Raw genomic sequence first — 22,653 nt, 5'->3', positions numbered from 1 at the left:
CTAGAATGAAAAACATTTTTTTATTGATTTTACTAAAATAAAAAAAGAAGAAACAAAATGGATTCTTTTTTTGGAAAAATGAGCTAGAATTAAGGAGAAATAAAAATTAAGGAGTTGAGAGTATGGATTCATTAACAAGTACGTATCGTTTAGCAAACGGCTATAAGATCCCAGTCGTTGGTTTTGGCACATGGCAAACACCAGATGGAGATGTTGCCGTTGCATCAGTAAAAGAAGCATTAGTAGCAGGGTATCGTCACATCGATACTGCACAAGGCTATAAAAATGAGGAAAGTGTAGGACAAGCAATAAAAGAAAGTGGCATTCCTAGAGAAGAAATTTTTCTTACTACAAAATTGTGGAATGCAAATCACAGCTATGACTTAGTGATGTCTTCCTTTGAAGAATCCTTGAAAAAATTGCAAATAGACTATATTGATCTATTCTTAATCCACTGGCCTAATCCCGTTGCCTTTCGCGACAATTGGGAAGAAGCAAATGCAGAAACATGGCGTGCATTTGAAGAATTATATGAAGCTGGGAAAATCAAAGCGATTGGTGTCAGCAACTTCTTACCTCACCATTTAGACACTTTGGCTAAAACAGCAAAAGTAATGCCAATGGTCAATCAGATCTTCCTTGCTCCAGGAGAATTACAACCTGAAGTCGTGGATTATGCTAAAAAACACGATATGATCTTAGAGGCTTACAGCCCACTAGGAACTGGGAAAATTTTCGATGTTCCTGAAATGCAAGAAATTGCAAAATCACACGACAAGAGCATCGCTCAAGTTTCTCTTCGCTGGTCTTTACAACACGGCTTTTTACCATTGCCTAAATCAGTAACACCTAGCCGTATCAAAGAAAACACTGAATTATTTGATTTTGAATTGTCCGAAGAAGAAATGAAACAAATCGATCAATTGGACGGCGTAGTTGGAAAAGCAAAAGATCCAGATACTGCTCAATTCTAAGTTAAGGAAGTTAGATAGCTATGGACCCAATCGAACGTTTAAACTCTCTTCCTGAAGAAATCACACGAACGTTTCATCCTGATTTTGTTTTTTTGATCACACCAGACAAAATCCAGCATTTTCCATTGAGGAATGCTACTTATGAACAAAAATTAGCAGAAGTTAAAAATAGATTCGATCATTCTTTGATGGTCAAGACTTGGCAAGGTCATAAAGTGATTTATTCTCCTGACCTTGAACAATTCGCTTTGATTCCAAGAGAATAATGATGTAGAGCGTGGGAGCAGAAGCAACTCCTTCTTAAATAAGCCGAAATTCACAAAAATTTGAAAAGCAATTTTCGTGAATTTCTTCTTATTTCTCGGAGTTAAACACTTCTGCCTCAGCCTCCTATCAACGAATGAAAAGGTGCCTTGAAGAAGTTCGCAATATGCGCTACTTCTTCAAGGCACCTCATTTTATTTTACCATCATTCATTATTGCTTAGCGATCATTGATAGCTGTTGCCGCAAATTGTTCGATCAGTGGAATCAAAGTCAGTTTCACTTTATATTTACGCTCTAACGCTTTTTCGATCGTAAACTCGTTTTCAGATGTCATAGAGATCTCAGCTAGTTTGCGAGGTTCATCCGCTGCTTTTTCATAAATCACTACGGATTGCTCTGTTTTTTCTGTATAGAATTTTGGATATTCAGCTACTTCACTTGAAAAATCAGCAAAAGTCAAAGCGGTAGTGTTCGTTGAGCGTTCTTTTTCAGTTGATTCCGCTGTTGGTTTGTCTTCTGCTTCTTTCACTGGTTCTTCCATTTTGACTGTGTTCGTTTCTTCGACAGTCGTATCGTTTACTGGTGTAGAAACGGTTTGAGCAGTTGGCTCATCATTTTTAAGACGTTGATCGTTCCAGTAAGAAACGATTTCGATCAATAAGTTGTCGCGGAAGCGATCAAAAATATCCTTTTCACCTGAACGAATACGTTTTAACACAGTAGTAAAATTATCATCGATAGGTACATTAATACGTGTATCTTCGTTTGATTGTCCTGCTAATCCAATAGTCAATATTTGTCGATTTTTAGGATCAAGCATCACTTGTAAAGGTAGTCCGTAACGTCGTAAGCTTTCCTCTTCCAAAGAATGGAACAATTGACTTCTGATGCCGTCTAAAGAAGGACGGAATTGATTGAGTAATTTTTGCTTTTGTTTTTTCTTCATATATTCTCTCCTTCGCTCATACCTTTACGATTATAAGAAAAAAAAAGACAAATGAAAAGGATTATACCAAAAAAAACTTAGATATATACGCAAAATCATTAAAAATAAGCCGTTTTCCAACTATTTTTTAAGAAAAAAGAACCTAAGACATTTATCTGCCTCGGCTCTCTGATTGGACAGATGTCAAACAACGCTTCCTCATTCATGTAACAGTTCAAAGAGGTCAAGACAAAAGTCGTTTAGAGTTGAGAAATTGGAGAAAAAACGAACAATACGTTTTTTGTATTGCTCGTTTTTTTGAAATTTCCGAAAAACTGACTTTTGGACGCCGCTTATTCGAGAGTCTGTAACAAAACTGATTTTTAGATTTGTCCCACATTCCCCCATACGAATGCGCTAGTCGACGCCCGATCAATATAAATTTTACTAGACAATCAAGAACGAATTTCTAGCAAATAATCACTTGCAAGCTGTTGATTCATGGCATCTGCTTTCCTTAAATATGCCGCAACTTGTTCGATTTCATCCCCAGTTGCACCAACAGTAATGGCTAATGCTCGTGCTTGTAAGGACATATGCCCCTTTTGGATGCCTTCTGTTACTAAAGCTTTCAATGCCGCTAAATTCTGAACTAAGCCCACAGCCGCAATTACTTGTGCCAATTCTCTTGCAGAAGAGACATCAAGTATTTCAAGCGCAAGTTTCGCTTTAGGTAAAATCTTTGAAGCGCCTCCTACAGTCGCAACAGCTAAAGGTACAGTCAATTTACCCACTAACTGTCCATCAACTATCTTCCAATCTGTCAATCCTTGGTAAAAGCCATTTCTTGAAGCATATGCATGAATAGCTGCGGATGCCGCTCTGGTATCATTACCAGTTGCTAAGATGACCGCTTCGATCCCATTCATGATACCTTTGTTATGCGTTGCTGCCCGATAAACATCTAGCTTTGCATATTCCGCTGCCTGTTGGATTTTTTCGGCAACTTGTCTTCCAACTTCTTTGCTTTTGCCTAAATGTTCAAAAGGAATCGTGCAGCATGCTGTAGCAAGAGATTCGGATGCTAAGTTACTCAAAATACTGAATAAAATCTCTTCATCTGGAAACCAGCTTCTCAATTGGCTGGCGACTCCTTCTAAAATCTCATTGACGATATTCGCCCCCATGGCATCTTTGACATCGATCAAGAAATCGATTGATACATAGGCATGGTCACTTCCCATGAATTCTCTCGTAGAAATATCTCTCACTCCACCACCGCGTTTAACAATGGAAGGATAGCTATTGTTTGCACACAAAAACAGTTCATCTTTTCGTGTGCCTATTGCTTCGATGATTGCCTGATATTCAGACTTACCTGTCAACACGATCTGGCCTCTCATCAGTCTTTGTGGCGTTTTTGCAGTGATATTCCCACAAATTTTCGCTCCATTGCTAGCTGCTGCTATAACGGATGGTTCTTCTGTTGCCATGGGAACCCATTTTTTTTCACCATTGATCTGAAAATTTTGGGCAACGCCCATAGGAATCTCCACTTGGCTTATTTGGTTCTCAATCAAATGGTTCGCAATGTCGTCAGACAAGCGTTCATTTTTTAGTTGATCTGCACTTTTTTCAGCAATCACGCCTCCGCGAACTAACTGACTTCTACGTTCTTCTGGTGTCAGCTGATAGAACTTTTTTTTTTCGTCGAATGATCCTGCTTTTTCTTGATTTGCCTCAAGTAAGACTGCTAGTCCCAGACCTCCACCGATACATAAAGAAGCGACGCCGTATTTTTGTTCATTTCTCTGCAGTCCATAACTCAATGTCGTCAGGATTCTTGCACCACTAGCGCCAATCGGGTGTCCTAAAGCAATAGCTCCACCATCACTGTTTACTTTTTCTGGATCAAGTTGAAGTTCACGATTGACAACGATGGACGAGACAGCAAATGCTTCATTGATCTCAAATCGATCAATCGCATCTAATGAAACATCTGTCTTTTCTAACAAAGACTTGATCGCATTGATCGGTGCGATTCCCATGATACTAGGATCAATACCGATTTCCGTCACACCTTTGATCGTTACTAGATACGGAAGATCATTTTTTTGTGCATATTCTTTTGAAGCTAGGATCATTACTGACGCACCATCATTTAATGGAGAAGCATTTCCAGCTGTAACCGTTCCATTTTCTGAGAATACCGTTTTTAATGTTCCTAGTTTTTCTAATGAACTATTACCACGTATCGCCTCATCATTTTCCAGCAATGTTCCATCCGGTAGTGGAACAGGTATGATTTCTTCTTTGAATACATTATTTTCCGTTGCCTTGGCTGCTTTCAATTGTGAGTCTAATGCATATTGGTCTTGTTCTCTTCTCGTCACTCCGAACTGTTCTGCTACATTCTCAGCAGTTAACCCCATATGCGTGTTTGAAAAAGTATCAGTCAAACCATCGTTGACCATGCTTGAAATTGGTTCATTATATGAAGTGGTTTCAGAATCAAATTGTTGTAGTAAAGGCGCCCGGGTCATACTTTCTGTTCCCCCAGCTATTACTAGATCTGCCTCACCTAATTGAATCAGCTGACGCGCTAAAATCACTGCTTTCATTCCTGAACCACAGACTTCATTGATAGTCATTGCAGGAACATCTACAGGAATATCACTATTGATCGAGATTTGGCGGGCAACATTTTGGCCATTTCCCGCTTGTAATACATTTCCAAAAATCACTTGGTTGATCTCATCTTTTTTGATACTTGCTTTTTCTAGCAATTTTTTAGTAACCATTGTCCCTAATTCAACTGCAGAAAAACTGCTCAAACTACCTTTATATTTACCAATTGGTGTTCTTACAGCATCTATAATTACGACTTCCTTCAAGTAAACCACCTCCTACAAAAATATACCATTGTTTTCGCCAAAAACAAATAGTACATTACTTCTTCAAAATAAACGAGGAACAAATTTTAACAATCCTTAAATATTCGCTTTTTTGTATTTCTTTTAATCATTTTATGATACTTTAGTAAAGTAAGTTTTTTTATCACAAATAAAGAGGTGTTGAAATGAAAATAGGGATCGATCGTCTTTCCTTTTTTATTCCAAATTTATATTTAGATATGACAGAATTAGCCAACCATCGAGGGGATGATCCTGCTAAATACCATATCGGTATTGGTCAAGATCAGATGGCTCTTAACCGCATTTCAGAAGATATCATCACATTAGGTGCAAATGCTGCCAGCAGAATCGTGACGGAACAAGACCGCGAACTCATCGATATGGTGATCGTTGGAACAGAATCAGGTATCGATCACTCGAAAGCAAGTGCTGTGATCATCCACCATTTGCTTAAAGTCCAACCTTTTGCTCGTTCCTTTGAAATCAAGGAAGCTTGTTACGGCGGAACGGCAGCTTTGCATATGGCAAAAGAATATGTGAAAAATCATCAAGATCGTAAAGTTTTGGTCATTGCTAGTGATATGGCTCGTTATGGTTTGGCAAGTGGCGGCGAAGTCACACAAGGCGTTGGTGCTGTTGCAATGATGGTCACTGCTGACCCACGAATACTTACAATCGAAGATGATAGTACTTTCTTGACAGAAGATATCTACGATTTTTGGCGCCCAGATTATAGTGAATTTCCTATCGTAGACGGGCCATTATCAAATTCAACTTATATTGAATCCTTCCAAAAAGTCTGGAATCATCATAAAGAACTCACTGGTCTTAAACTAGAAGATTATGACGCATTGAGTTTCCATATCCCTTATACAAAAATGGGGAAAAAAGCGTTGCAAAGTGTATTAGATCAGACAGATGAGGAAAATCAAACACGTTTGTTAGAACGTTATGAAGAAAGTATTCGATATAGCCGCCGTGTTGGCAACTTATATACTGGCTCACTCTATCTAGGTTTGATTTCTCTTTTGGAAAATTCTCAAGCTTTATCATCTGGTGATCGTATTGGCCTATTCAGTTATGGTTCTGGCGCAGTCAGTGAATTCTTTACGGGCTATCTAGTCGAAGGCTACCAAGAATTCCTAATGACCGAGAACCACCAAGAAATGCTAAATGCAAGAAAACAAGTCACTGTTGCTGAGTACGAAACGATCTTTAGCGAAAAATTACCAGAAAATGGCGAATCTGCAGAATATACTTCTGATGTGCCTTTTTCAATCTATAAAGTAGAAAATGATATACGCTACTACAAACAGTAATACGTAAGACTTGGCTTTCATCAGTTAAAGCAGTGAGTTGTATATAGCAACAAAAGATTCTAAAATAAATGACTACGATCAGCCGAAGGAACCAAAATGATATTCTTTATTTTGAGTTCCTTCGGCTGATTATTTATTTACATAAAATGGGTAACTTCCTCTATTTTTACGTGTCCGGTACTACTTTTACTTGCTCGCTCTCAATTTACTTTTTATTGGATCAGCAACAAGCGGTAGGTCAAACGAGTTGTACTGATTTGTTCATTTTGGAGAAAATGTTGGTCAAGAAAATCAGTCAATCGTTGGTCTTCTTTATACTCTTCATAGTAATCTTCCATCAATGAACGAGTAATTTCTTCTTTGAGAACATACGTGAATTCCTGTGTTTGATAGGAATAATCATTTTGTGTTAAAAATGTTTCAAAAAAATCCATTAAATCTGGAGACACCGTCGGATCTGCTTCATAAATCCCTAATCTTTCTTCTAAAGGAATAAAAAGATCATCCCTTGAGCGTACGACTCGAAGGATTACACAAGCCTGATTCATTTTTTTCAGCATTTTTTCTAATTTTTTTGTATTATCCAATGCTGGATTTGCAGCAGTAAAAATCACTTCAGCACTTTCTTTATTTTCTAAAAAAGCTTCGAAAGACTGCTTCATCATTTGGATGTTTTTCACACCCAGCTTATTTGCTTCTTGTTGGGCAAAGCGCAACATTTCGGTTGAAAAATCAAATAATTTGTAGCTTCCTACTTCTTTCGCCATAGGTAAATAGCGCCCAGCACCACCTGCTACATCTATCAGGTCAGATGCAGGTAATACTTTCTTGCTTTTTAAAAAGGCGATCACATCTTCTACGATCGTCGTGCGTGATTCCAGTTGATTTTGATAATACGCTGGGGCAAATTCATCCCAATCTATTTCGTCCATGGTTGATTCTCCTATTTGATTTTTTCGCTTTTCGGAATAAATTATATAGCTTAGCAAATTTCATTCTTATGTTGAGATTCTAACACATTGATCTATTTTTCAAAAAGATATTCAAAAAATGGCGCTTCATATAAATATTAAAATATTATATTCATTCCATAGTTCATAGCGTTAGATGAAAGATTTCTTAATCCAAAAGTATAAGATGCTGTCATACTTGCAGTATCACTAATTGATGCTGGAGTACCCTATACTTCCTAGTATTGAATTTGAGCACCGTTTCGAATGATGTACATTGCCCTTAGACTCCAGTCACTATTCTTATTAGTAGTCTGGTAAGTATATTTATTTTTGCTAGCAATTGTAAAACTATAACCCGTTGACTGACCACTCAAAAGCTGAACATCATGATAAACAAAAGGGGCTATCCCACTATGCAGTTTATGTACTACAACTAATTTATTATTCTTGACAACATAGCTTCCTTTGGAAGTGGTACAAATAATCGCATCTATATTCACTTTAGTTTCATCAATAAAAATTTTCCCTAATTCAGGTGTTACATCGCTATTAATCTCAGCAGCCTGCACGGAGTGACCAAGTAGCAATAGTCCAAAAGTAGCTAATCCAAAAAATACAAATTTTTTCATTTTATACACACCTTTTAAGTTTTATTTTTTTCCCAGATCACTCGTTGTTCTTTCGCTGTGCTTGGAGGATCTGCTGTGTTGTCATCAATCAGAACAATTTTATTTGGTATGTCCATACTATTTGTGTTTCGCACATATTGTACAGCTACAAAGCTCAGTTTCGGAAAATAATTTTTTGGTGCTTCTTCTTTATGTACTTTATTTTGTGAAAGTGAGATATATGCAGTACCATCTTTGTTATCAAAATAAAACTTCCATCCCGGTTATTGCCAACCTTCACGTAGTTTGACGTTCGCAGTGATTTCTGAAACTACATGTTCTTGATCATTACCGTAAGATATTTCTTTTACAGATACATCCATGATATCAGTCAAAGGAATAGTATACTCTAACTGCTCACTTTTAAGTGTTTCTTGTTTTGGAACTATGCTAGGTATCCCTAACAGAAATGTACCTACTATCACGACACAAATGAAGCACAGTAAGAAACCAAATCCAAAGTATTTGATTTTTTATTTGAAGAGTCTATATCTTGTATGATCTGTGTGTTATTGATATTCTCCTCATCCTTGATTAAATAATCTAACGTTACCCCAAATAGTTTACTCAAACTATTCAGAGAAGAAAGATCAGGATATGTTCTTGAGACCTCCCAACTTGAAACAGTCGAACGTGCAATATTCAATATTTTTGCGATATCTTCTTGTGTATACCCATTCTTTGTTCGTTCTTCTTTCAGTTTGGCTCCTAGACTCATTTTTACCCTCCTTTAAATTTTTTAACTTGTCTTTAGAGTAACTTATATGCTTCAGCAAGTTAAGACAAATTTCATAGCTATTGCGACTGCTACGAAACATATCTTCCCTATATTGGGCTTTCACGTAATATTTTCTTTATAAAAAGAAGGCTACCACTAAGTTCATCTGATTTTCTTTACTTGCTACTTCACTTGTCCAGATGTTATTTTCTTGAAGATATTTTTATGATAGACTGTTTCTTATTAAGAGTTGTACAAAGAGACAAATGGATTTTTGTGCTTTCTAAACAACTACAAGTCAATAGAATGAAGAAAACTATTTATTTTGAAGAAGTATCTTAATGAAAAAAATTACTTTAGTGTTTTTTTAAATAAATTACTTGATTAAAATATATGTTATATTTAATATATATAATCAGATAAATGAATGGAGGGATTCTATTGAGCGCACCATTATATCAAATGATCTACACAGATTTAAAAAAACATATCGAAAAAGGGAACTATGAAATAAATGACCTTTTACCTACTGAAAAAGAATTAGCCGCCTTATATAGCGTAAGTACGATTACAGCAAAAAAAGCACTAGATTTATTAAAAGAAGAAGGCTACATCCTCAGAAAACCTCGAAAAGGTTCAGTGATCATCAGTAATCGTAAAAACGAATCAACTTTTGAAAAACTGATCATCGGATTAGTCATCACCAATTTTTCTGATTTTTTTGGTACACAGATTCTCAGAAGTATTTTAAACTACGATGCGGAAAAGCTGAATGTCATTGTTAAAGTCACTTATGGCGATTTAAAAAAAGAAAATGAATATATCCAGGAATTAATCGATTTAGGGATTCAAGGATTGATCCTTCTACCTACATCTTCTGAATATACTTCACCAAAAATCTTAGAGTTGATTGCCCGGGATTTCCCAGTCGTAGTCATCGATCGTCTAATGGACCAACTCCCTGTATGTAGCGTCCAAACAGATAGCTTCTCTGCATCAAAAGAATTGACAAACTATCTATTCGATCAAGGTCATCAAAAAATCGGCTTACTTACCTCCGATAGTCGTGTTTCTACAATTGACGAGCGTGTTGACGGCTTTCTATCTGCTCATGTCGATGCAAACCGAGCGGTCAGTCAAAAGCAGATTTTTTCAGTCATTGATTCAGTTGTCCCCGGTTCTTCAAGAAGTATCACAGAAGATGTCGAACTGATTGTTGAGTTTTTACAAAAAAATCCAGAGATCACTGCACTATTCACTACAGAATACAACATTGCTTTATTAGCCAAAAGCGCAATCGAACAACAGAGTAAAGCTGTTCCAAATGATTATTCTATCGTCTGTTTCGATCACCCAACGATCAATTTATTCGATTTGAACGCCTTTACTTTCACACATATCGAACAGGACCAAACTTCTATTGGCCATGAGGCAATGACCTTATTACTAAGGAAAATCAAAGAGCCTACGCTGATTGAAAAAGTAAATCTTGGCTATCAACTCATCGAAGGTGATTCAGTTTCTTCTCTTTGATTACACAAAAAAACGCTCGAAACAGTGCTGTTTCAAGCGTTTTTTTGGTTTTATTTATTCTTTTGTACGTGGACAAGGATCATTTTTGTGATTTCCATCAAAATAACCGTCACTAAGGCAATTCCGATACATGTAAAGACTTCAGTTAAGCCAAAATCAGCTGGAATTGAGAAGACTTGTTTTAACCCAGGAATCATGGTCAAGCAATATAATGCACTACATACGACAACAGCTAACAAGACACTTCGGTTTGAGAAGAATCCAGCTTGGATCGCTGTTTGTGTATTGGAACGTGCTGGAAATGTTTGTAACGTCCGGCACCAGATCAATGTAGAGAAGGACATTGCTACACCAAATTCTGGTGAATGTTGCATCCCTAACCATTGAGCAAAAATAACTGCGATCCCGATCAATACACCACGGTAAGTTACTGAGATCAACGTTTTATCCGTAAAAATACCAGAATTTGGATCTCTTGGTGGTCTACCCATCGTTGCTGGTTCCGCTTTTTCCGTTCCTAAAGCAATAGCAGGAAGAGAGTCGTTCACTAAGTTGATAAATAGTAATTGTAATGCAGTAAATGGGTTTGACCAATCAGCAACTAAAGCAAAGATAATCGCAATGATTGCACCCAAGTTACCTGAAAATAGGTAAGAAATGGCTTTCTTGATGTTATCGAAGACATTTCGTCCTACTTCAACGGCATTAACGATCGATGCAAAGTTGTCATCAGTCAAGACCATTGCAGCAGCATCTTTCGCAACATCCGTACCTGTTCCCATTGCAATACCGATATCTGCTTGTTTCAAGGCTGGTGCATCATTGACACCATCACCAGTCATCGCTGAAATATGGCCTTTATTTTGCCATGCTCGTACGATCCTAATTTTGTTTTCTGGTGAAACACGCGCATATACGGTCACTTTTTCTAGTACTTCGTTCAGTTGGTCTTCTGTCAGATCATCTAATTCTGTACCAGTCAACGCTTGATCGCCTTCTTCAAAGATGCCGATTTCTTTGGCGATTGCTACAGCAGTTGTCTTATGGTCACCTGTGATCATGATCGTCTTGATACCAGCACTTCTTGCTTCTTTGACGGCTTGTGTCACTTCTTCTCTTGGTGGATCGATCATTGCAAGCAATCCAATTAAGATCAAGTCATTTTCATCTTCAAATGAAAGTTCTGTGCTTTCGATTGGACGATACGCAAAAGCTAAAACACGTAACGCACGATTTGAAAAAGCTTCATTTTGTTCTTTGAATTTTGTCATCAGTTCTTCTGTCATTGGCACAACTTCTCCATTGACCAACGCTTTTTTACTACGACCAAAGATGATATCCGGTCCACCCTTGACGAACAAATATTGGCCATTGTTGATGTTATGTGCCGTTGACATCAATTTACGGTCAGAATCAAATGGTAATTCTGCTTGTCTTGGATAGGCATTTCGGATTTCTTGATAAGGCTGATTCAACTTTTCACTGAAATCAATGAATGCCACTTCTGTTGGATCACCTAGTTTTGTACCATCTTCACTGATCGAAGCATCATTTGCTAAGACACTGATCTCAATCAAACGGCGTTCATCATCGGACCATTTCGCTGGATCATTCGTGAAGTCTCCTGTAGCTCCATTTGCCAAATAATAATCAACCACCGTCATTTTATTTTGAGTCAACGTACCAGTCTTGTCAGTACAAATGATACTTGTTGATCCAAGTGTTTCAACCGCAGGTAGCTTACGAATGATCGCATGACGTTTTGCCATTTTGTTTGTTCCTAAAGACAAAACGATTGTTACGATCGATTGCAATGCCTCTGGAATAGCTGCTACGGCAACAGCAACTGCGAACATGACTGCACTAACGATATCTGCAGTTAGATCCCCTGTTCCCTCACCTAAATAGATACGGAACAATTGGATACCTAAAATAACTAGTGATAAAGCTAGGATTGCCAAACTTAATTTTTTACTGAATTTGTCTAATCCGCGTTGTAGAGGAGTGACTTGTTCCGTTGTTGATTCAAGAAGCCCAGCAACTTCTCCGATTTCTGTATTGTTCCCAGTAGCAGTTACTAAGAATTTTCCGCGGCCATACGTGATGATCGTTCCACTAAACACCATATTTATACGGTCGCCGATTGGTACTGTTTGCTCAATCGATACAACCTCTTTTTCTGAAGCTGTCGATTCACCAGTAAGCATTCCTTCATCTACTTTTAATGAACCAGCTTCTAACAGCCGCCCATCAGCAGGTACATAATCTCCTGCATCTAATAAGACGATATCCCCAACAACTAACTCATTTGCTGGAATCGTCCGTTCTTTTCCGTCACGGATAACACGCGCATCAGGTGCGGAAAGACTTTTTAATGCTTCTAAAGAGCCTTCTGCTTTTTTTGTTTGGATAACACTGATCACTGAGTTCAACATCAACACGGCAAAAATAACTAAGAATTCGATGTAGTCACCCATGAGCATTTGGATCAATGCGACAATCAGCAACACGATGACCATAGCATCTTTGAATGTTTCTAAGAACAATTTCCATGTCGGTTTCTTAGGTGCTTCCTTTAGCTGATTCAATCCATCTCTTTCTAACTTTTCTTTTGCGAGCGTCGTACTCAATCCTTCGGTCGAGCTCTGCGTTTTTTGCATCAGCGAGTCGATTGATTCCTTGTAGACGGCTTGCTGAGCCTGTTCCTTGTTTTCCAAATTTCATCCCCCATTTTGATTTTTAGTTATCGGCAATTGTCCTGACTGAAAAAAAGAGACCTAAGACAAATGCGGATTTGTCTTAGGTCTCACCATTTCATACAATACCAGATAACCATTTGGTTAACTTACTGTTGATATTATCACAACAAATGTTGTCGGTTACTCCCCTAAGGAGATATTCAACTGTACTATTATCCTACCTGAATATATGCCAAAAAGCAACCACTTTAGCTTAGTTTACTGGATATTTTCAACCTTGTTTACAAAAATAGTGTTCTTCATTTGTAGGCTTCTTTTTGTTCTCATGCTATACTATTGTTATTGTAAAAAAGGAGGATTTGACTGTGGGAACAAATATTATTTATGTCCTTTATTTGATCAACGTCATCATTGCTTTAGTTATTATTTTGATCAAACCACGTGATGTTGCTGCTATCTGGGCATGGTTACTTGTACTTTTTGCGCTTCCCGGTATTGGGTTTGTACTCTACCTTTTCTTTGGGCGTGGCCTGACAGATAAGAAAAAATTCTATTTAAGACAAAGTGACTTGAAAGAATTAGAAAACTTTCGAGATTTCAAAGGAGACACGATCGATCACTACGATCCATTGATGGAAAATCTGGAACATCAACAATTCGTTGATTTTTTCTCTTCCCTCAATCGTATGCCACTGACTCGAAAAAATTCGGTCACTTTATTGACAGATGGACAAGAAAAACTGGACGCTCTATTAAAAGATATCAAAGCGGCCAAACATTCCGTCCATATTGAGTATTATGCCTTTGTAACAGACAATATTGGTCAGCAGATTTTGTCGTTACTTGAAGAAAAAGCGGCAGAAGGAGTAGAAGTCCGTTTACTGTATGATGCCTTTGGCTCCAACGGAACAAAACCAAAGGACTTCAATAAACTAATTAAAAATGGCGGACACATTCACACATTTATTACTTCTCAACGTGCATTGCTCCGTTTTCGCCTAAACTATCATGATCACCGCAAAATTGTAGTGATCGATGGAAAAATCGGTTATATCGGTGGTTTCAATATCGCTGATCAATACGTCAACATAACCAAAAAATTTGGGTACTGGCGTGACACACATCTTCGAATCTATGGAGCCGCAGCATCGCTCTTGCAATTACGCTTTCTAACAGATTGGAATGTTTCAGTTCCTGAACAGAAAAAAGTCGGCTATCATCTTAATTACTTTTTCCAAAAAGAACCAGGGAAAGACTATAAACATGAAAATACATCTATTCAATTAGTGTCAAGTGGTCCGAACAATGAACGTGAGCAGATCAAGTTATCCTTCATTAAACTGATCACTTCAGCGAAAAAACGGATTTGGATCCAAACGCCCTATCTTGTACCTGATGAAAGTGTACTTGCAGCTTTAAAAATTGCAGCTGCCTCAGGTGTCGAAGTCAAGATCATGATTCCAAATAAACCAGATCACCCCTTCATCTATCGTGCTACTCAATATTATGCTAGACAATTGATCAAAGAGAATGTGCAGATCCTAGTGTATGAAAATGGATTTCTACACGCAAAGACACTGATCATGGATGATGAAATCTGTATGGTGGGCTCTGCCAATCAGGATATTCGTAGTTACCGTCTGAACTTTGAAACTAGTGCTGTCATTTATGATGCAGATTTCTTGAACCAATTAGCAGACCAATTTTTGGTTGATGAAGAAAAGTGTACACCGATGACAACTGAAACAGTCAAAGAAATGTCCAAGTGGTTATTGTTCAAACAACAAATTTCACGTTTGTTCTCACCAATTTTATAGTCTGGATAAGTTATCCCCAGTATTTTTTATCTAACACTCTTGGTTCTCATAGATCACGTATCAAAACGATCAGCTGTTCGTAAAAAAGTTGGCTACTCAAAAAAATAGGAAAACCTATTTTCAAAGTAGTCAACTTTTTTCTATTGGTTTATTTTCATTTTCGACCCAGATATATGTTAGAAATCTGCAGATTCCTTCAATGATCCCGCTGCCCAATGATTGATTGGTCCATATTTATGCCCTACGTTGATTTCTTCTCGTATCGCAACATTCACATATTCTTTCGCAAAACGAATAGCTTCCTCAACAGATTTTCCTTTAGCTAATTCTGCTGCAATACAAGCAGATAAAGAATCCCCTGTGCCGTTGATACGATCAGTAGGATAAAAAGGTGCACTTAACCAAAATGACTTTCCGGATTCAAGCAAGACATAATCTTTTACGTCTTTTTGGTCTGCATCCTTTAAATGATGCCCTTTGATCATGATATTTTTTGCCCCCATTTGTTGGAGTTTCTTTGCTGCTTGAACGTAATCTTCCTCTTCTAACAATGATCTGCCAATCAATTTTTCTGCTTCATAAAAATTAGGAGTCAAAACTGTTGCTAAAGGTAAAAGTTTGTCTTTCAAGCTTTGTAAAGCAGATTCCTCTAATAACAGATTGCCATGTTTGGTCATGATCACAGGATCAACGACTAAAGGACCGAAGTCATACTTTTGGTAATTCTCAACAACTGTTTCGATCAATGTAGAATCAGCTAACATTCCTGTTTTTGCTGCTTTTACTTGGTAATCTTCTGCAATCAATGCAAACTCTTTATCAATAAAGTCAGTTGGCAGCGTCACACTTGCGCCAATGCCATATGAGTTTCCTGCCACACAAGCAGTCATTACAGAGACACCATAAACTCCTCGAGTAAAAAACGTATGCATATCTGCTTGCATCCCGGCACTACCATCACTATCTGAACCAGCGATGGTCATTACTTGTAAATATTGTTCTTTCATCATGATCATTCCCTTCGTTCTTTTATCTATCATTTTTGATTGATTTTTTCTTTTGCAGTTACTATACCACTACTTTACTCCTACAATCAAATTTATTTGAAAATACTTTGTATTTAGCGTTTTCATACCAATGATAAAGAAATAGACACTAAAAAAAACTTTTAAGGAAAAGCAAGAAGCAATTCCTTAAAAGCATTATTATTAATTGACAATGTTATTTAATTACGAGCACATTACATGGTGCATGGTTTACTACATAGGAAGTTGTTGAACCAACTAACGCTCGTTCCACTGCATTTAACCCTGTCGCACCCATCACGATCAAATCGATTGGTTCTTTGGATTCATTGAAGTTTGCGATCAATGTTTTTGGATAACCATATAAAATATATGTCTCGATATCTATCAATCCTTTTTCAATTGCCAGATTTCGATGCTCATTCATTTGTTTTTCCGCTACTTCATCTAATTCTACTTGAAGATTTGGTGTCAGGAACCCAAAGTCACCGAAATAGTTGCCAGTTACTTCATTGACATACAAAATGTGCAAAGTTGCTTGATTTCTCTTAGCAGCTGCAATTGCCTCCATAAAAGCCTTTTCAGCTTTTTCCGAACCATCAATTGCAACTAAAATATTTTTATACGCATCTAACATTGTAAACGCCTCCTTACTTTAATTCTAGCACTATTGAGTGCCCATAACAAATATTTACTTGTATCATTTTTATATAAAAAAGGCCAGAATAGAAATGAACCTACCCTCAAGAAATAAGCCAAATTTCACGAAAATCATTTTTCAAATTTTTGAAGATGCATGTTTATTTTTTGAAGAGGTAATTTCTATTCCCGCCATTTATTAAAATTTCCTGCATACGAGAAACGCTTTTACTTCTGTCCTTGCTTCTTGTTATTAGAGGTTCGTTTCTAGAATCCGTTGTTCTTAGCCACTTCGCTGAACCAATGACCAGATTTCTTGATCATCCGTTTTCCATCTTGAGCAAGATCTACTGCAATAAAACCATAGCGATTCTTATATGCATTTGTCCATGACCAGTTATCCATGCACGTCCACATATGGTAACCGACACAATTTGTGCCTTCTTCGATTGCTTGATGAACATATTTTAGATGATCCATAATAAATTCGATGCGGTAATCATCTTCAATCACGCCGTTTTCATTGATAAAACGCTCTTCTCCTTCAACTCCCATACCATTTTCGGAAATATAGCATTTGATATTTCCATAATTTTCTCTAGTATTTGTCAAGATATCATAAATTCCTTTTTCATAGATTTCCCATCCACGATAAGGATTCATTTTTTTATTTGGCAGATCATAATTATCAAAATAATCATCTGGCATAGGACTATTTTTTGTATCCACTGGTGTTTCTTTCGCTTTGATCCGTCGTGGTTGGTAATAATTGATCCCTAATAGATCAACCGTATTTTCTCTGATTGTTTCCAGATCCCCTTCTTTTATCTCAGGTAATAAATCCAATTCTTTGACAATCTTGATCAAGTCTTGCGGAAACTTGCCTTTTACAGCGGGATCAAGGAACGAACGATTAAAGAAAGCATCCGCGATCTTTGCGGCTTTCACATCTTCTTCATTTGTTTCATCTCTCGGGTAGCTTGGTGTCAGATTTAAGATGATCCCGATTTCTCCATCTTGTCCCAATTGGTGATATGCCTTGATTGCTTTGGCGCTCGCCAGGTTCTCATGATAGCCAACTTGAATAGCCTCTTTCATATTGACATGATTTGGATAATGGAATTGATACAGGTACCCTCCTTCAACTGGAACGATCGGCTCATTGTGGGTAAACCATTTTTTTACAAGATCACCGAACAAGTCAAAACAAGTAGTCGCATAATCTACATATGCATCGACAGTTTTTCGGTCTAACCAACCACCATTTTTTTGAAGTGTCAGCGGCATATCAAAATGATAGAGATTCACAAAAGGTTCAATACCATTGTCTAATAGTTCTTTGAAGTACGCACGATAAAAAGCAACCGCAGTCTGATTTACTTCCCCAGTTCCATTTGGTAGTAGACGGCTCCATTGGATAGACGTCCGGAAAGTATTATGGCCTGTTTTCTTCATCAATTGTACGTCTTCACGGTATTTAGTATAAACCTGACTCGTTTTTTCCGGTCCAACTTGATTGAAAAACTTTTCTGGTTCTTGTTCATACCAGTAATCCCAAATATTCTCTCCTTTGTGATCGCCTTGGATCCTTCCTTCTGTTTGTGGACCGCTAGCTGCCGAACCCCACCAAAAATTCTCTGGAAATTTATACTTCGTCATTTTTTTGCCCTCGCTTATTTTCTTTTGATACCGTTATGATAACGAATACTAAAAAATAAATCAATACTTTTATAATAAATGACTAGACATTTAACGAAATACCAGTTATACTATTTTTTGTAATCGATTACAAAAAATAAATTTGAGGTGAAAATAATGAACGGTTTTATGGATAAACTTGCTCAGAAAATCATGCCTCTAGCAAATATGTTGGGGCGAAATCGTTACTTGACGGTTTTAAGAGACGCATTTATGCTGTCTTTTCCATTAACGATGTTTGGTTCTATCGTGGTAGTTATCAATAATCTTCCATTTTTCAGTGATAGCACGAAAGGAACTTTAACCACTCTATTTGGAAACGGTCAAAATGCAACAATGAGTATCATGTCTGTCTTTGTTACTTTTGGTATCGGCTATTATTTATCGAAATCCTATGACGTTGAAGGTATTTTTGGCGGAGCAGTTTCCTTTGCGAGCTTTTTGATTCTTACTCCTTTTGTCATGACTACACCTGGAGGCGAAGAGGTTTCTGGTGTCTTGTCGCTTGATCGACTTGGCGCTAAAGGGATGTTCATTGGTATGATTGCTGCATTTATTGCAGGTGAAATCTACTGCCGTATCACAAAACGCGGATGGCAGATCAAAATGCCTGACGGTGTACCACCAGCAGTATCAAAATCTTTTGCTGCTTTGATTCCAGCCGTTGTAACATTAACTGTTTTCTTAATTATCAACGCGATTATGACTGGTTTCTTTCATGCAAATCTTCATGATGTGGTTTATGAAGTAATCCAAAAACCATTGACTGGATTGGGAAGTAGCTTACCAGCTACATTGATTGCTTTGTTTTTTGTTCAATTCCTATGGTTCTTCGGACTTCATGGTCAAATCATCGTCAACTCTGTAATGGATCCGATCTGGAACACTTTGATGCTTGATAACCTTGAAGCTTATCAACAAGGGAAAGAATTGCCACACATCATCACTAAACCATTCATGGAAACTTTTACCGTTGGTATCGGTGGTTCAGGTATGACACTGGCTGTTGTCCTTTTGATGGCATTTGTTTTGAAGAAAAAACAATATCGTGATGTTGGTCGTCTTGCTCTAGCTCCCGGGATCTTCAATGTGAATGAACCTGTGATCTTTGGGTTACCAATCGTTTTAAACGCAACGATCTTGATTCCTTGGGTAATTGCACCACTGATCGTCACTACGTTCAACTACTTGATCATGGCAGCTGGGATCGTACCACCACCAACCGGGGTTTCGGTGCCTTGGACTGTTCCAATCATCGCAAGTGGTGTGCTAGCAACCAATTCTTGGTTAGGCGGGCTCCTTCAAGTTGTTGACTTCGTGATTGTAGCTTTCATTTGGTATCCGTTCCTTAAAATCTTGGATAAACAACCAGACTTAGATGTCTTGTAATAACTACTTTTACTACATTGAAAAGAGGTCGAGACAAAAGTCATTTAGGTTTGAGAAATTGGGGAGAAAAACGAACAATACATTTTTTGTATTGCTCGTTTTTTTAAATTTCCGAAAAATCAGACTTTTGGACACCGTTTATTCGAGAGTCTTTAGTAAAACTGATTTTCAAATTTTTCCCACAGCTTTTTAACTATCGACCTTCTTTTTCGATTACTTGTTGTCGAAAAACATATCTTTAGTTATACTCAATTGTGAGGTGAATAACGTGCCAAAATATGAAGAAATAGCCCATATATTAAGAGAACGGATTCGTTCAAAACAATACCCGCCTAATAGTTTTTTACCGAATCAAGTGGACTTGGTGAATGAATTCGGCGCCAGCCGCATGACGATCAAAAAAGCAATCAATATTCTAGCAATGGAAGGTTTACTTTACTCTCAAAGAGGTTCTGGGACAAAAATATTGAATCACCCTTTTATGGAAAAAGATACTTCTCCTGCCAATGAATACGAAGGTCTAAGCTATCAAATGCATAAACGCCATCGTTCTCTAACAAGTCAAGTGATCCATTTCGGCGTGGAATTTCCGAATGAATATATCCAGGAGCGCTTGATGGTCGATGCGGAACAACCCGTTTATAACATCCATCGCCTACGCATACTGGACAATGAACCTTACATTTTGGAACACACATTTATGCCTGTTAACTTAGTACCTGGTTTAAAAAGAGAACACTTGCTTTCTTCTATTTATGATTACTTGCATAAAGAATTGAATATTCACTTTGCTGGAGCCTATCGCGCAATCTCTGCAGATAAAAGCACCACTTTTGACCAAGAATATTTAAATTGTAGTGAAACCGATCCTGTACTGGAAGTCCAACAAGTCGTCTACTTAAAAGACGGCCAACCTATTGAATATTCTTCAAGTCGTAATCGGTTCGATGTTCGTAATTATTCTGTACTTGATGTCCGTTCTAATTAAAATCATATAGCCCTTGCAAGAAACAGCCGTTTCGTGTAAGGGACTTTTTTTATATCATTCAGCCAATAAAACACAAAGACAAAATAATTGCATTAACTCCCCTCTCCCACTATACTGTATCTATCATCATTCACTTACTTTTTGTAAGTCTACAGGAGGAAGCAGTATGGACACACAAATCAGAGGAATTCACCACGTTACAGCAATGACTTCTAGTGCCACAAAAATCTATCGTTTTTTTACTGACATTTTGAGTATGCGTTTAGTGAAAAAAACCGTCAATCAAGACGACATCGAAACTTATCATCTTTACTTCACAGATGAACATGGAGCACCAGGAACTGATATGACTTTTTTTGATTTTCCAAATCAGGCAAAAGGAAAAAAAGGTACTGATACGATTTCAAGAGCTTCTTTTAGAGTTCCAAACGATGAATCATTAACATTTTGGCTCGAACGATTTGAAAAATATGGTATCACACATTCTGAGATCAACGAACGCTTTTCTAAAAAGTATTTAGAGTTTGAAGATTTTGACAGTCAAGCATATCAACTGATCTCAGACGAAAATAACCACGGCGTCGCTTCTGGTATCCCATGGGAAAACAGTAACGTTCCATCAAAATATGGAATTACTGGATTAGGCCCTGTTTTTGTTCGGGTCAAAAACTTAGACCATATCCGCGTGATCCTAGAAAACATCTTAGGATTTAAAGAAACAGCTCATTCAGATGCTTTTTATCAATTTGAAGTAGGCGAAGGTGGTAATGGGGCTAGTATCATCATCGAACATCGGACTGATCTTCCAGACGCAATAGAAGGATTTGGCAATATCCATCACTTAGCTTTACGTGTCGCAGATAAAGAAGCGTTGGAACACTGGATTCGCTTGATCAATAAAGTTGATTTACCAAATTCAGGCTTTGTTGACCGCTTTTATTTCCAATCAGAATATTTCTTAGCCGCTTCTCACGTGTTATTCGAATTAGCTACAGATGGTCCTGGATTTTTTGGGGATGAACCAACTGAAACCGCAGGAGAAATATTGTCCTTACCACCTTTCTTAGAAGAGAAACGATCAGAGATAGAAGAATATGTTCGTCCATTCGATACTAGCGATGCCAATAAAAAACGTGAGTAACTATTTTCCATGAGTGAAAAAAGGAGGCACCCCGTGCACTATTTATTCGAAAAAGGTAGCCCTAATGGCAAAAAGTTACTCTTGCTTCATGGTACAGGTGGAGATGAATACTCTTTAATCGATATCGCCCACTTTTTAGCTCCCAATAGCACACTTCTCTCTTTTCGCGGTTCCATTAATGAAGACGGTATGAATCGTTTTTTCAAACGAAATGGATTGAATCAATTTGATTATGAAAGTTTAGAAGAAGAGTCAACAAACTTGCACGAAGAAATCAAAAAAATCAGTAAAAACGAACGAATCCCTTTGAGCGACTGGATCGTTGTCGGTTACTCAAACGGTGCAAATATTGCTGCGCATTTGATGTTAGAAAGTCAAACGGGTCTAAAAACAGGTCTCTTTTTCCATCCAATGTCATTAGGTAACCATCAGCAGTCCTTTTCATTGGCGGACAAAAAAATCTGGCTTTCCTACAGTGAAGACGATCCTATTGTCTCTTCCACAGCTATTTCTACTTTAATCAACGAACTTGAAACTCGTCATGCCCAACTTACGGTAACCAACACAAATACAGGACATCAATTGACAATGGAAGAGTTAAGCATTGCTAAAGAGTGGCTAGATAAAAATAGTTGATCCCTAGAATAGGGACTTACTAAGAATGATCCGCCAGAAGAAAAACAACTAACCCTGTTTTCTTCTGGCGGATTTTTTGATGTGAAGTCATTCCTTAATATTATTGGTCTGAACACTACAGAAAAGTTTAGTGGCTGGTACATTCGTACAAAAAAGTTGAAACAGATGTATTTCTCGGAGTTAAACACTTCTGGCCCAGCCTCGTCCAACTACTTTTTCTAGAAACAAAAAGAAAACCCAAACGTAAAACTACGTTTGGGTTAGGATACCGGCGGCCGGGGTCGAACCGGCACGATCGTGAGATCACTGGATTTTGAGTCCAGCGCGTCTGCCAATTCCGCCACGCCGGC

At 37.7% G+C, this 22,653-nt stretch carries 18 protein-coding genes, 1 tRNA gene and 1 pseudogene; 9 read left to right on the top strand and 11 right to left on the bottom strand.

What is annotated here, in order from left to right:
• Window positions 1-122: 122 nt before the first annotated feature.
• Both DVW83_RS10235 and DVW83_RS10230 read left to right on the top strand, forming a co-directional pair.
• Window positions 123-974 (top strand): aldo/keto reductase, encoded by an 852-nt coding sequence (locus DVW83_RS10235; protein ID WP_104662150.1) that lies wholly within the window; start codon window positions 123-125, stop codon window positions 972-974.
• A gap of 20 nt (window positions 975-994) precedes the next feature.
• Window positions 995-1,240 carry a hypothetical protein gene (locus tag DVW83_RS10230; protein ID WP_104662151.1) on the top strand — a complete coding sequence of 82 codons (246 nt, stop codon included), beginning with the start codon at window positions 995-997 and terminating at the stop codon, window positions 1,238-1,240.
• A 12-nt stretch (window positions 1,241-1,252) separates the two neighbouring features.
• Here the strand turns inward: DVW83_RS10230 and DVW83_RS15990 are convergent.
• The 3 genes and pseudogenes from DVW83_RS15990 to DVW83_RS10215 all read right to left on the bottom strand — a co-directional run.
• A pseudogene (locus DVW83_RS15990) lies at window positions 1,253-1,360 on the bottom strand (DUF3788 family protein); the annotation flags it as partial.
• 97 nt (window positions 1,361-1,457) lie between these two features.
• Window positions 1,458-2,186, bottom strand: coding sequence for a hypothetical protein (locus DVW83_RS10220; RefSeq protein WP_104660879.1), 729 nt, complete (start codon window positions 2,184-2,186; stop codon window positions 1,458-1,460).
• A 434-nt stretch (window positions 2,187-2,620) separates the two neighbouring features.
• Window positions 2,621-5,059, bottom strand: coding sequence for a hydroxymethylglutaryl-CoA reductase, degradative (locus tag DVW83_RS10215; RefSeq protein WP_137239343.1), 2,439 nt, complete (start codon window positions 5,057-5,059; stop codon window positions 2,621-2,623).
• 185 nt (window positions 5,060-5,244) lie between these two features.
• On the opposite strand from DVW83_RS10215, the gene DVW83_RS10210 reads away from it, so the two are divergent.
• Window positions 5,245-6,399, top strand: coding sequence for a hydroxymethylglutaryl-CoA synthase (locus tag DVW83_RS10210; RefSeq protein ID WP_104660881.1), 1,155 nt, complete (start codon window positions 5,245-5,247; stop codon window positions 6,397-6,399).
• A gap of 212 nt (window positions 6,400-6,611) precedes the next feature.
• On the opposite strand, the gene DVW83_RS10205 is transcribed toward DVW83_RS10210, so the two are convergent.
• The 3 genes from DVW83_RS10205 to DVW83_RS10190 form a co-directional block, all read right to left on the bottom strand.
• The gene (locus DVW83_RS10205) at window positions 6,612-7,331 is read right to left on the bottom strand and encodes a methyltransferase domain-containing protein (RefSeq protein ID WP_104660882.1); all 720 of its coding nucleotides are present in this window, start codon (window positions 7,329-7,331) and stop codon (window positions 6,612-6,614) included.
• 257 nt (window positions 7,332-7,588) lie between these two features.
• Window positions 7,589-7,981, bottom strand: coding sequence for a hypothetical protein (locus DVW83_RS10200; RefSeq protein ID WP_104660883.1), 393 nt, complete (start codon window positions 7,979-7,981; stop codon window positions 7,589-7,591).
• A 460-nt stretch (window positions 7,982-8,441) separates the two neighbouring features.
• A complete protein-coding gene (locus DVW83_RS10190; RefSeq protein ID WP_123862507.1) occupies window positions 8,442-8,738 on the bottom strand; it encodes a helix-turn-helix domain-containing protein in 297 nt (98 codons plus the stop codon).
• Between the two features lie 441 nt (window positions 8,739-9,179).
• On the opposite strand from DVW83_RS10190, the gene DVW83_RS10185 reads away from it, so the two are divergent.
• The gene (locus DVW83_RS10185) at window positions 9,180-10,271 is read left to right on the top strand and encodes a GntR family transcriptional regulator (RefSeq protein ID WP_104660886.1); all 1,092 of its coding nucleotides are present in this window, start codon (window positions 9,180-9,182) and stop codon (window positions 10,269-10,271) included.
• A gap of 50 nt (window positions 10,272-10,321) precedes the next feature.
• Here the strand turns inward: DVW83_RS10185 and DVW83_RS10180 are convergent, their stop codons facing one another.
• Window positions 10,322-12,988: a cation-translocating P-type ATPase gene (locus tag DVW83_RS10180; protein ID WP_137239341.1), complete on the bottom strand. Its 2,667-nt coding sequence runs from the start codon at window positions 12,986-12,988 to the stop codon at window positions 10,322-10,324.
• Window positions 12,989-13,335: 347 nt separating this feature from the next.
• Here DVW83_RS10180 and cls point away from each other — a divergent pair, with 347 nt between their 5' ends.
• Window positions 13,336-14,787, top strand: a complete 1,452-nt coding sequence (gene cls / locus DVW83_RS10175) for a cardiolipin synthase (protein WP_104660888.1) — start codon at window positions 13,336-13,338, stop codon at window positions 14,785-14,787.
• Window positions 14,788-14,963: 176 nt separating this feature from the next.
• Here cls and thiD read toward each other — a convergent pair whose 3' ends face one another.
• The 3 genes from thiD to DVW83_RS10160 form a co-directional block, all read right to left on the bottom strand.
• Entirely contained in the window at window positions 14,964-15,794 is an 831-nt protein-coding gene (gene thiD, locus DVW83_RS10170; RefSeq protein ID WP_104660895.1) for a bifunctional hydroxymethylpyrimidine kinase/phosphomethylpyrimidine kinase, read from the bottom strand.
• Window positions 15,795-16,008: 214 nt separating this feature from the next.
• Complete coding sequence (locus DVW83_RS10165; protein ID WP_104660889.1) at window positions 16,009-16,449, bottom strand: universal stress protein; 441 nt, start codon at window positions 16,447-16,449, stop codon at window positions 16,009-16,011.
• Window positions 16,450-16,718: 269 nt separating this feature from the next.
• A complete protein-coding gene (locus DVW83_RS10160) occupies window positions 16,719-18,110 on the bottom strand; it encodes a glycoside hydrolase family 1 protein (RefSeq protein WP_104660890.1) in 1,392 nt (463 codons plus the stop codon).
• A 156-nt stretch (window positions 18,111-18,266) separates the two neighbouring features.
• Here DVW83_RS10160 and celB point away from each other — a divergent pair, with 156 nt between their 5' ends.
• The 4 genes from celB (at window position 18,267) to DVW83_RS10140 (ending at window position 22,303) form a co-directional block, all read left to right on the top strand.
• Window positions 18,267-19,538, top strand: coding sequence for a PTS cellobiose transporter subunit IIC (celB, locus tag DVW83_RS10155; protein ID WP_104660891.1), 1,272 nt, complete (start codon window positions 18,267-18,269; stop codon window positions 19,536-19,538).
• Window positions 19,539-19,806: 268 nt separating this feature from the next.
• The gene (locus tag DVW83_RS10150; RefSeq protein WP_104660892.1) at window positions 19,807-20,526 is read left to right on the top strand and encodes a GntR family transcriptional regulator; all 720 of its coding nucleotides are present in this window, start codon (window positions 19,807-19,809) and stop codon (window positions 20,524-20,526) included.
• Between the two features lie 166 nt (window positions 20,527-20,692).
• Window positions 20,693-21,667, top strand: a complete 975-nt coding sequence (locus DVW83_RS10145) for a ring-cleaving dioxygenase (RefSeq protein WP_104660893.1) — start codon at window positions 20,693-20,695, stop codon at window positions 21,665-21,667.
• A gap of 33 nt (window positions 21,668-21,700) precedes the next feature.
• Complete coding sequence (locus DVW83_RS10140) at window positions 21,701-22,303, top strand: alpha/beta hydrolase (RefSeq protein ID WP_104660894.1); 603 nt, start codon at window positions 21,701-21,703, stop codon at window positions 22,301-22,303.
• Window positions 22,304-22,569: 266 nt separating this feature from the next.
• On the opposite strand, the gene DVW83_RS10135 is transcribed toward DVW83_RS10140, so the two are convergent.
• Window positions 22,570-22,653 (bottom strand) — tRNA-Leu (locus DVW83_RS10135).

It is taken from the genome of Enterococcus sp. VV15 (assembly GCF_005236045.1).
Taxonomy (GTDB): Bacteria; Bacillota; Bacilli; order Lactobacillales; family Enterococcaceae; genus Enterococcus_B; species Enterococcus_B durans.
This window is presented reverse-complemented; position numbering and strand designations above follow the sequence as displayed.

Bases quoted from the DNA above. Each gene is read 5' to 3' on its own strand.
- DVW83_RS10235 (WP_104662150.1), top strand. From the start codon at position 123: ATGGATTCATTAACAAGTACGTATCGTTTAGCAAACGGCTATAAGATC.
- DVW83_RS10165 (WP_104660889.1), bottom strand. From the start codon at position 16,449: ATGTTAGATGCGTATAAAAATATTTTAGTTGCAATTGATGGTTCGGAA.
- DVW83_RS10230 (WP_104662151.1), top strand. From the start codon at position 995: ATGGACCCAATCGAACGTTTAAACTCTCTTCCTGAAGAAATCACACGA.
- DVW83_RS10160 (WP_104660890.1), bottom strand. From the start codon at position 18,110: ATGACGAAGTATAAATTTCCAGAGAATTTTTGGTGGGGTTCGGCAGCT.
- DVW83_RS10200 (WP_104660883.1), bottom strand. From the start codon at position 7,981: ATGAAAAAATTTGTATTTTTTGGATTAGCTACTTTTGGACTATTGCTA.
- DVW83_RS10190 (WP_123862507.1), bottom strand. From the start codon at position 8,738: ATGAGTCTAGGAGCCAAACTGAAAGAAGAACGAACAAAGAATGGGTAT.
- DVW83_RS10205 (WP_104660882.1), bottom strand. From the start codon at position 7,331: ATGGACGAAATAGATTGGGATGAATTTGCCCCAGCGTATTATCAAAAT.
- DVW83_RS10145 (WP_104660893.1), top strand. From the start codon at position 20,693: ATGGACACACAAATCAGAGGAATTCACCACGTTACAGCAATGACTTCT.
- DVW83_RS10220 (WP_104660879.1), bottom strand. From the start codon at position 2,186: ATGAAGAAAAAACAAAAGCAAAAATTACTCAATCAATTCCGTCCTTCT.
- thiD (WP_104660895.1), bottom strand. From the start codon at position 15,794: ATGAAAGAACAATATTTACAAGTAATGACCATCGCTGGTTCAGATAGT.
- celB (WP_104660891.1), top strand. From the start codon at position 18,267: ATGAACGGTTTTATGGATAAACTTGCTCAGAAAATCATGCCTCTAGCA.
- DVW83_RS10210 (WP_104660881.1), top strand. From the start codon at position 5,245: ATGAAAATAGGGATCGATCGTCTTTCCTTTTTTATTCCAAATTTATAT.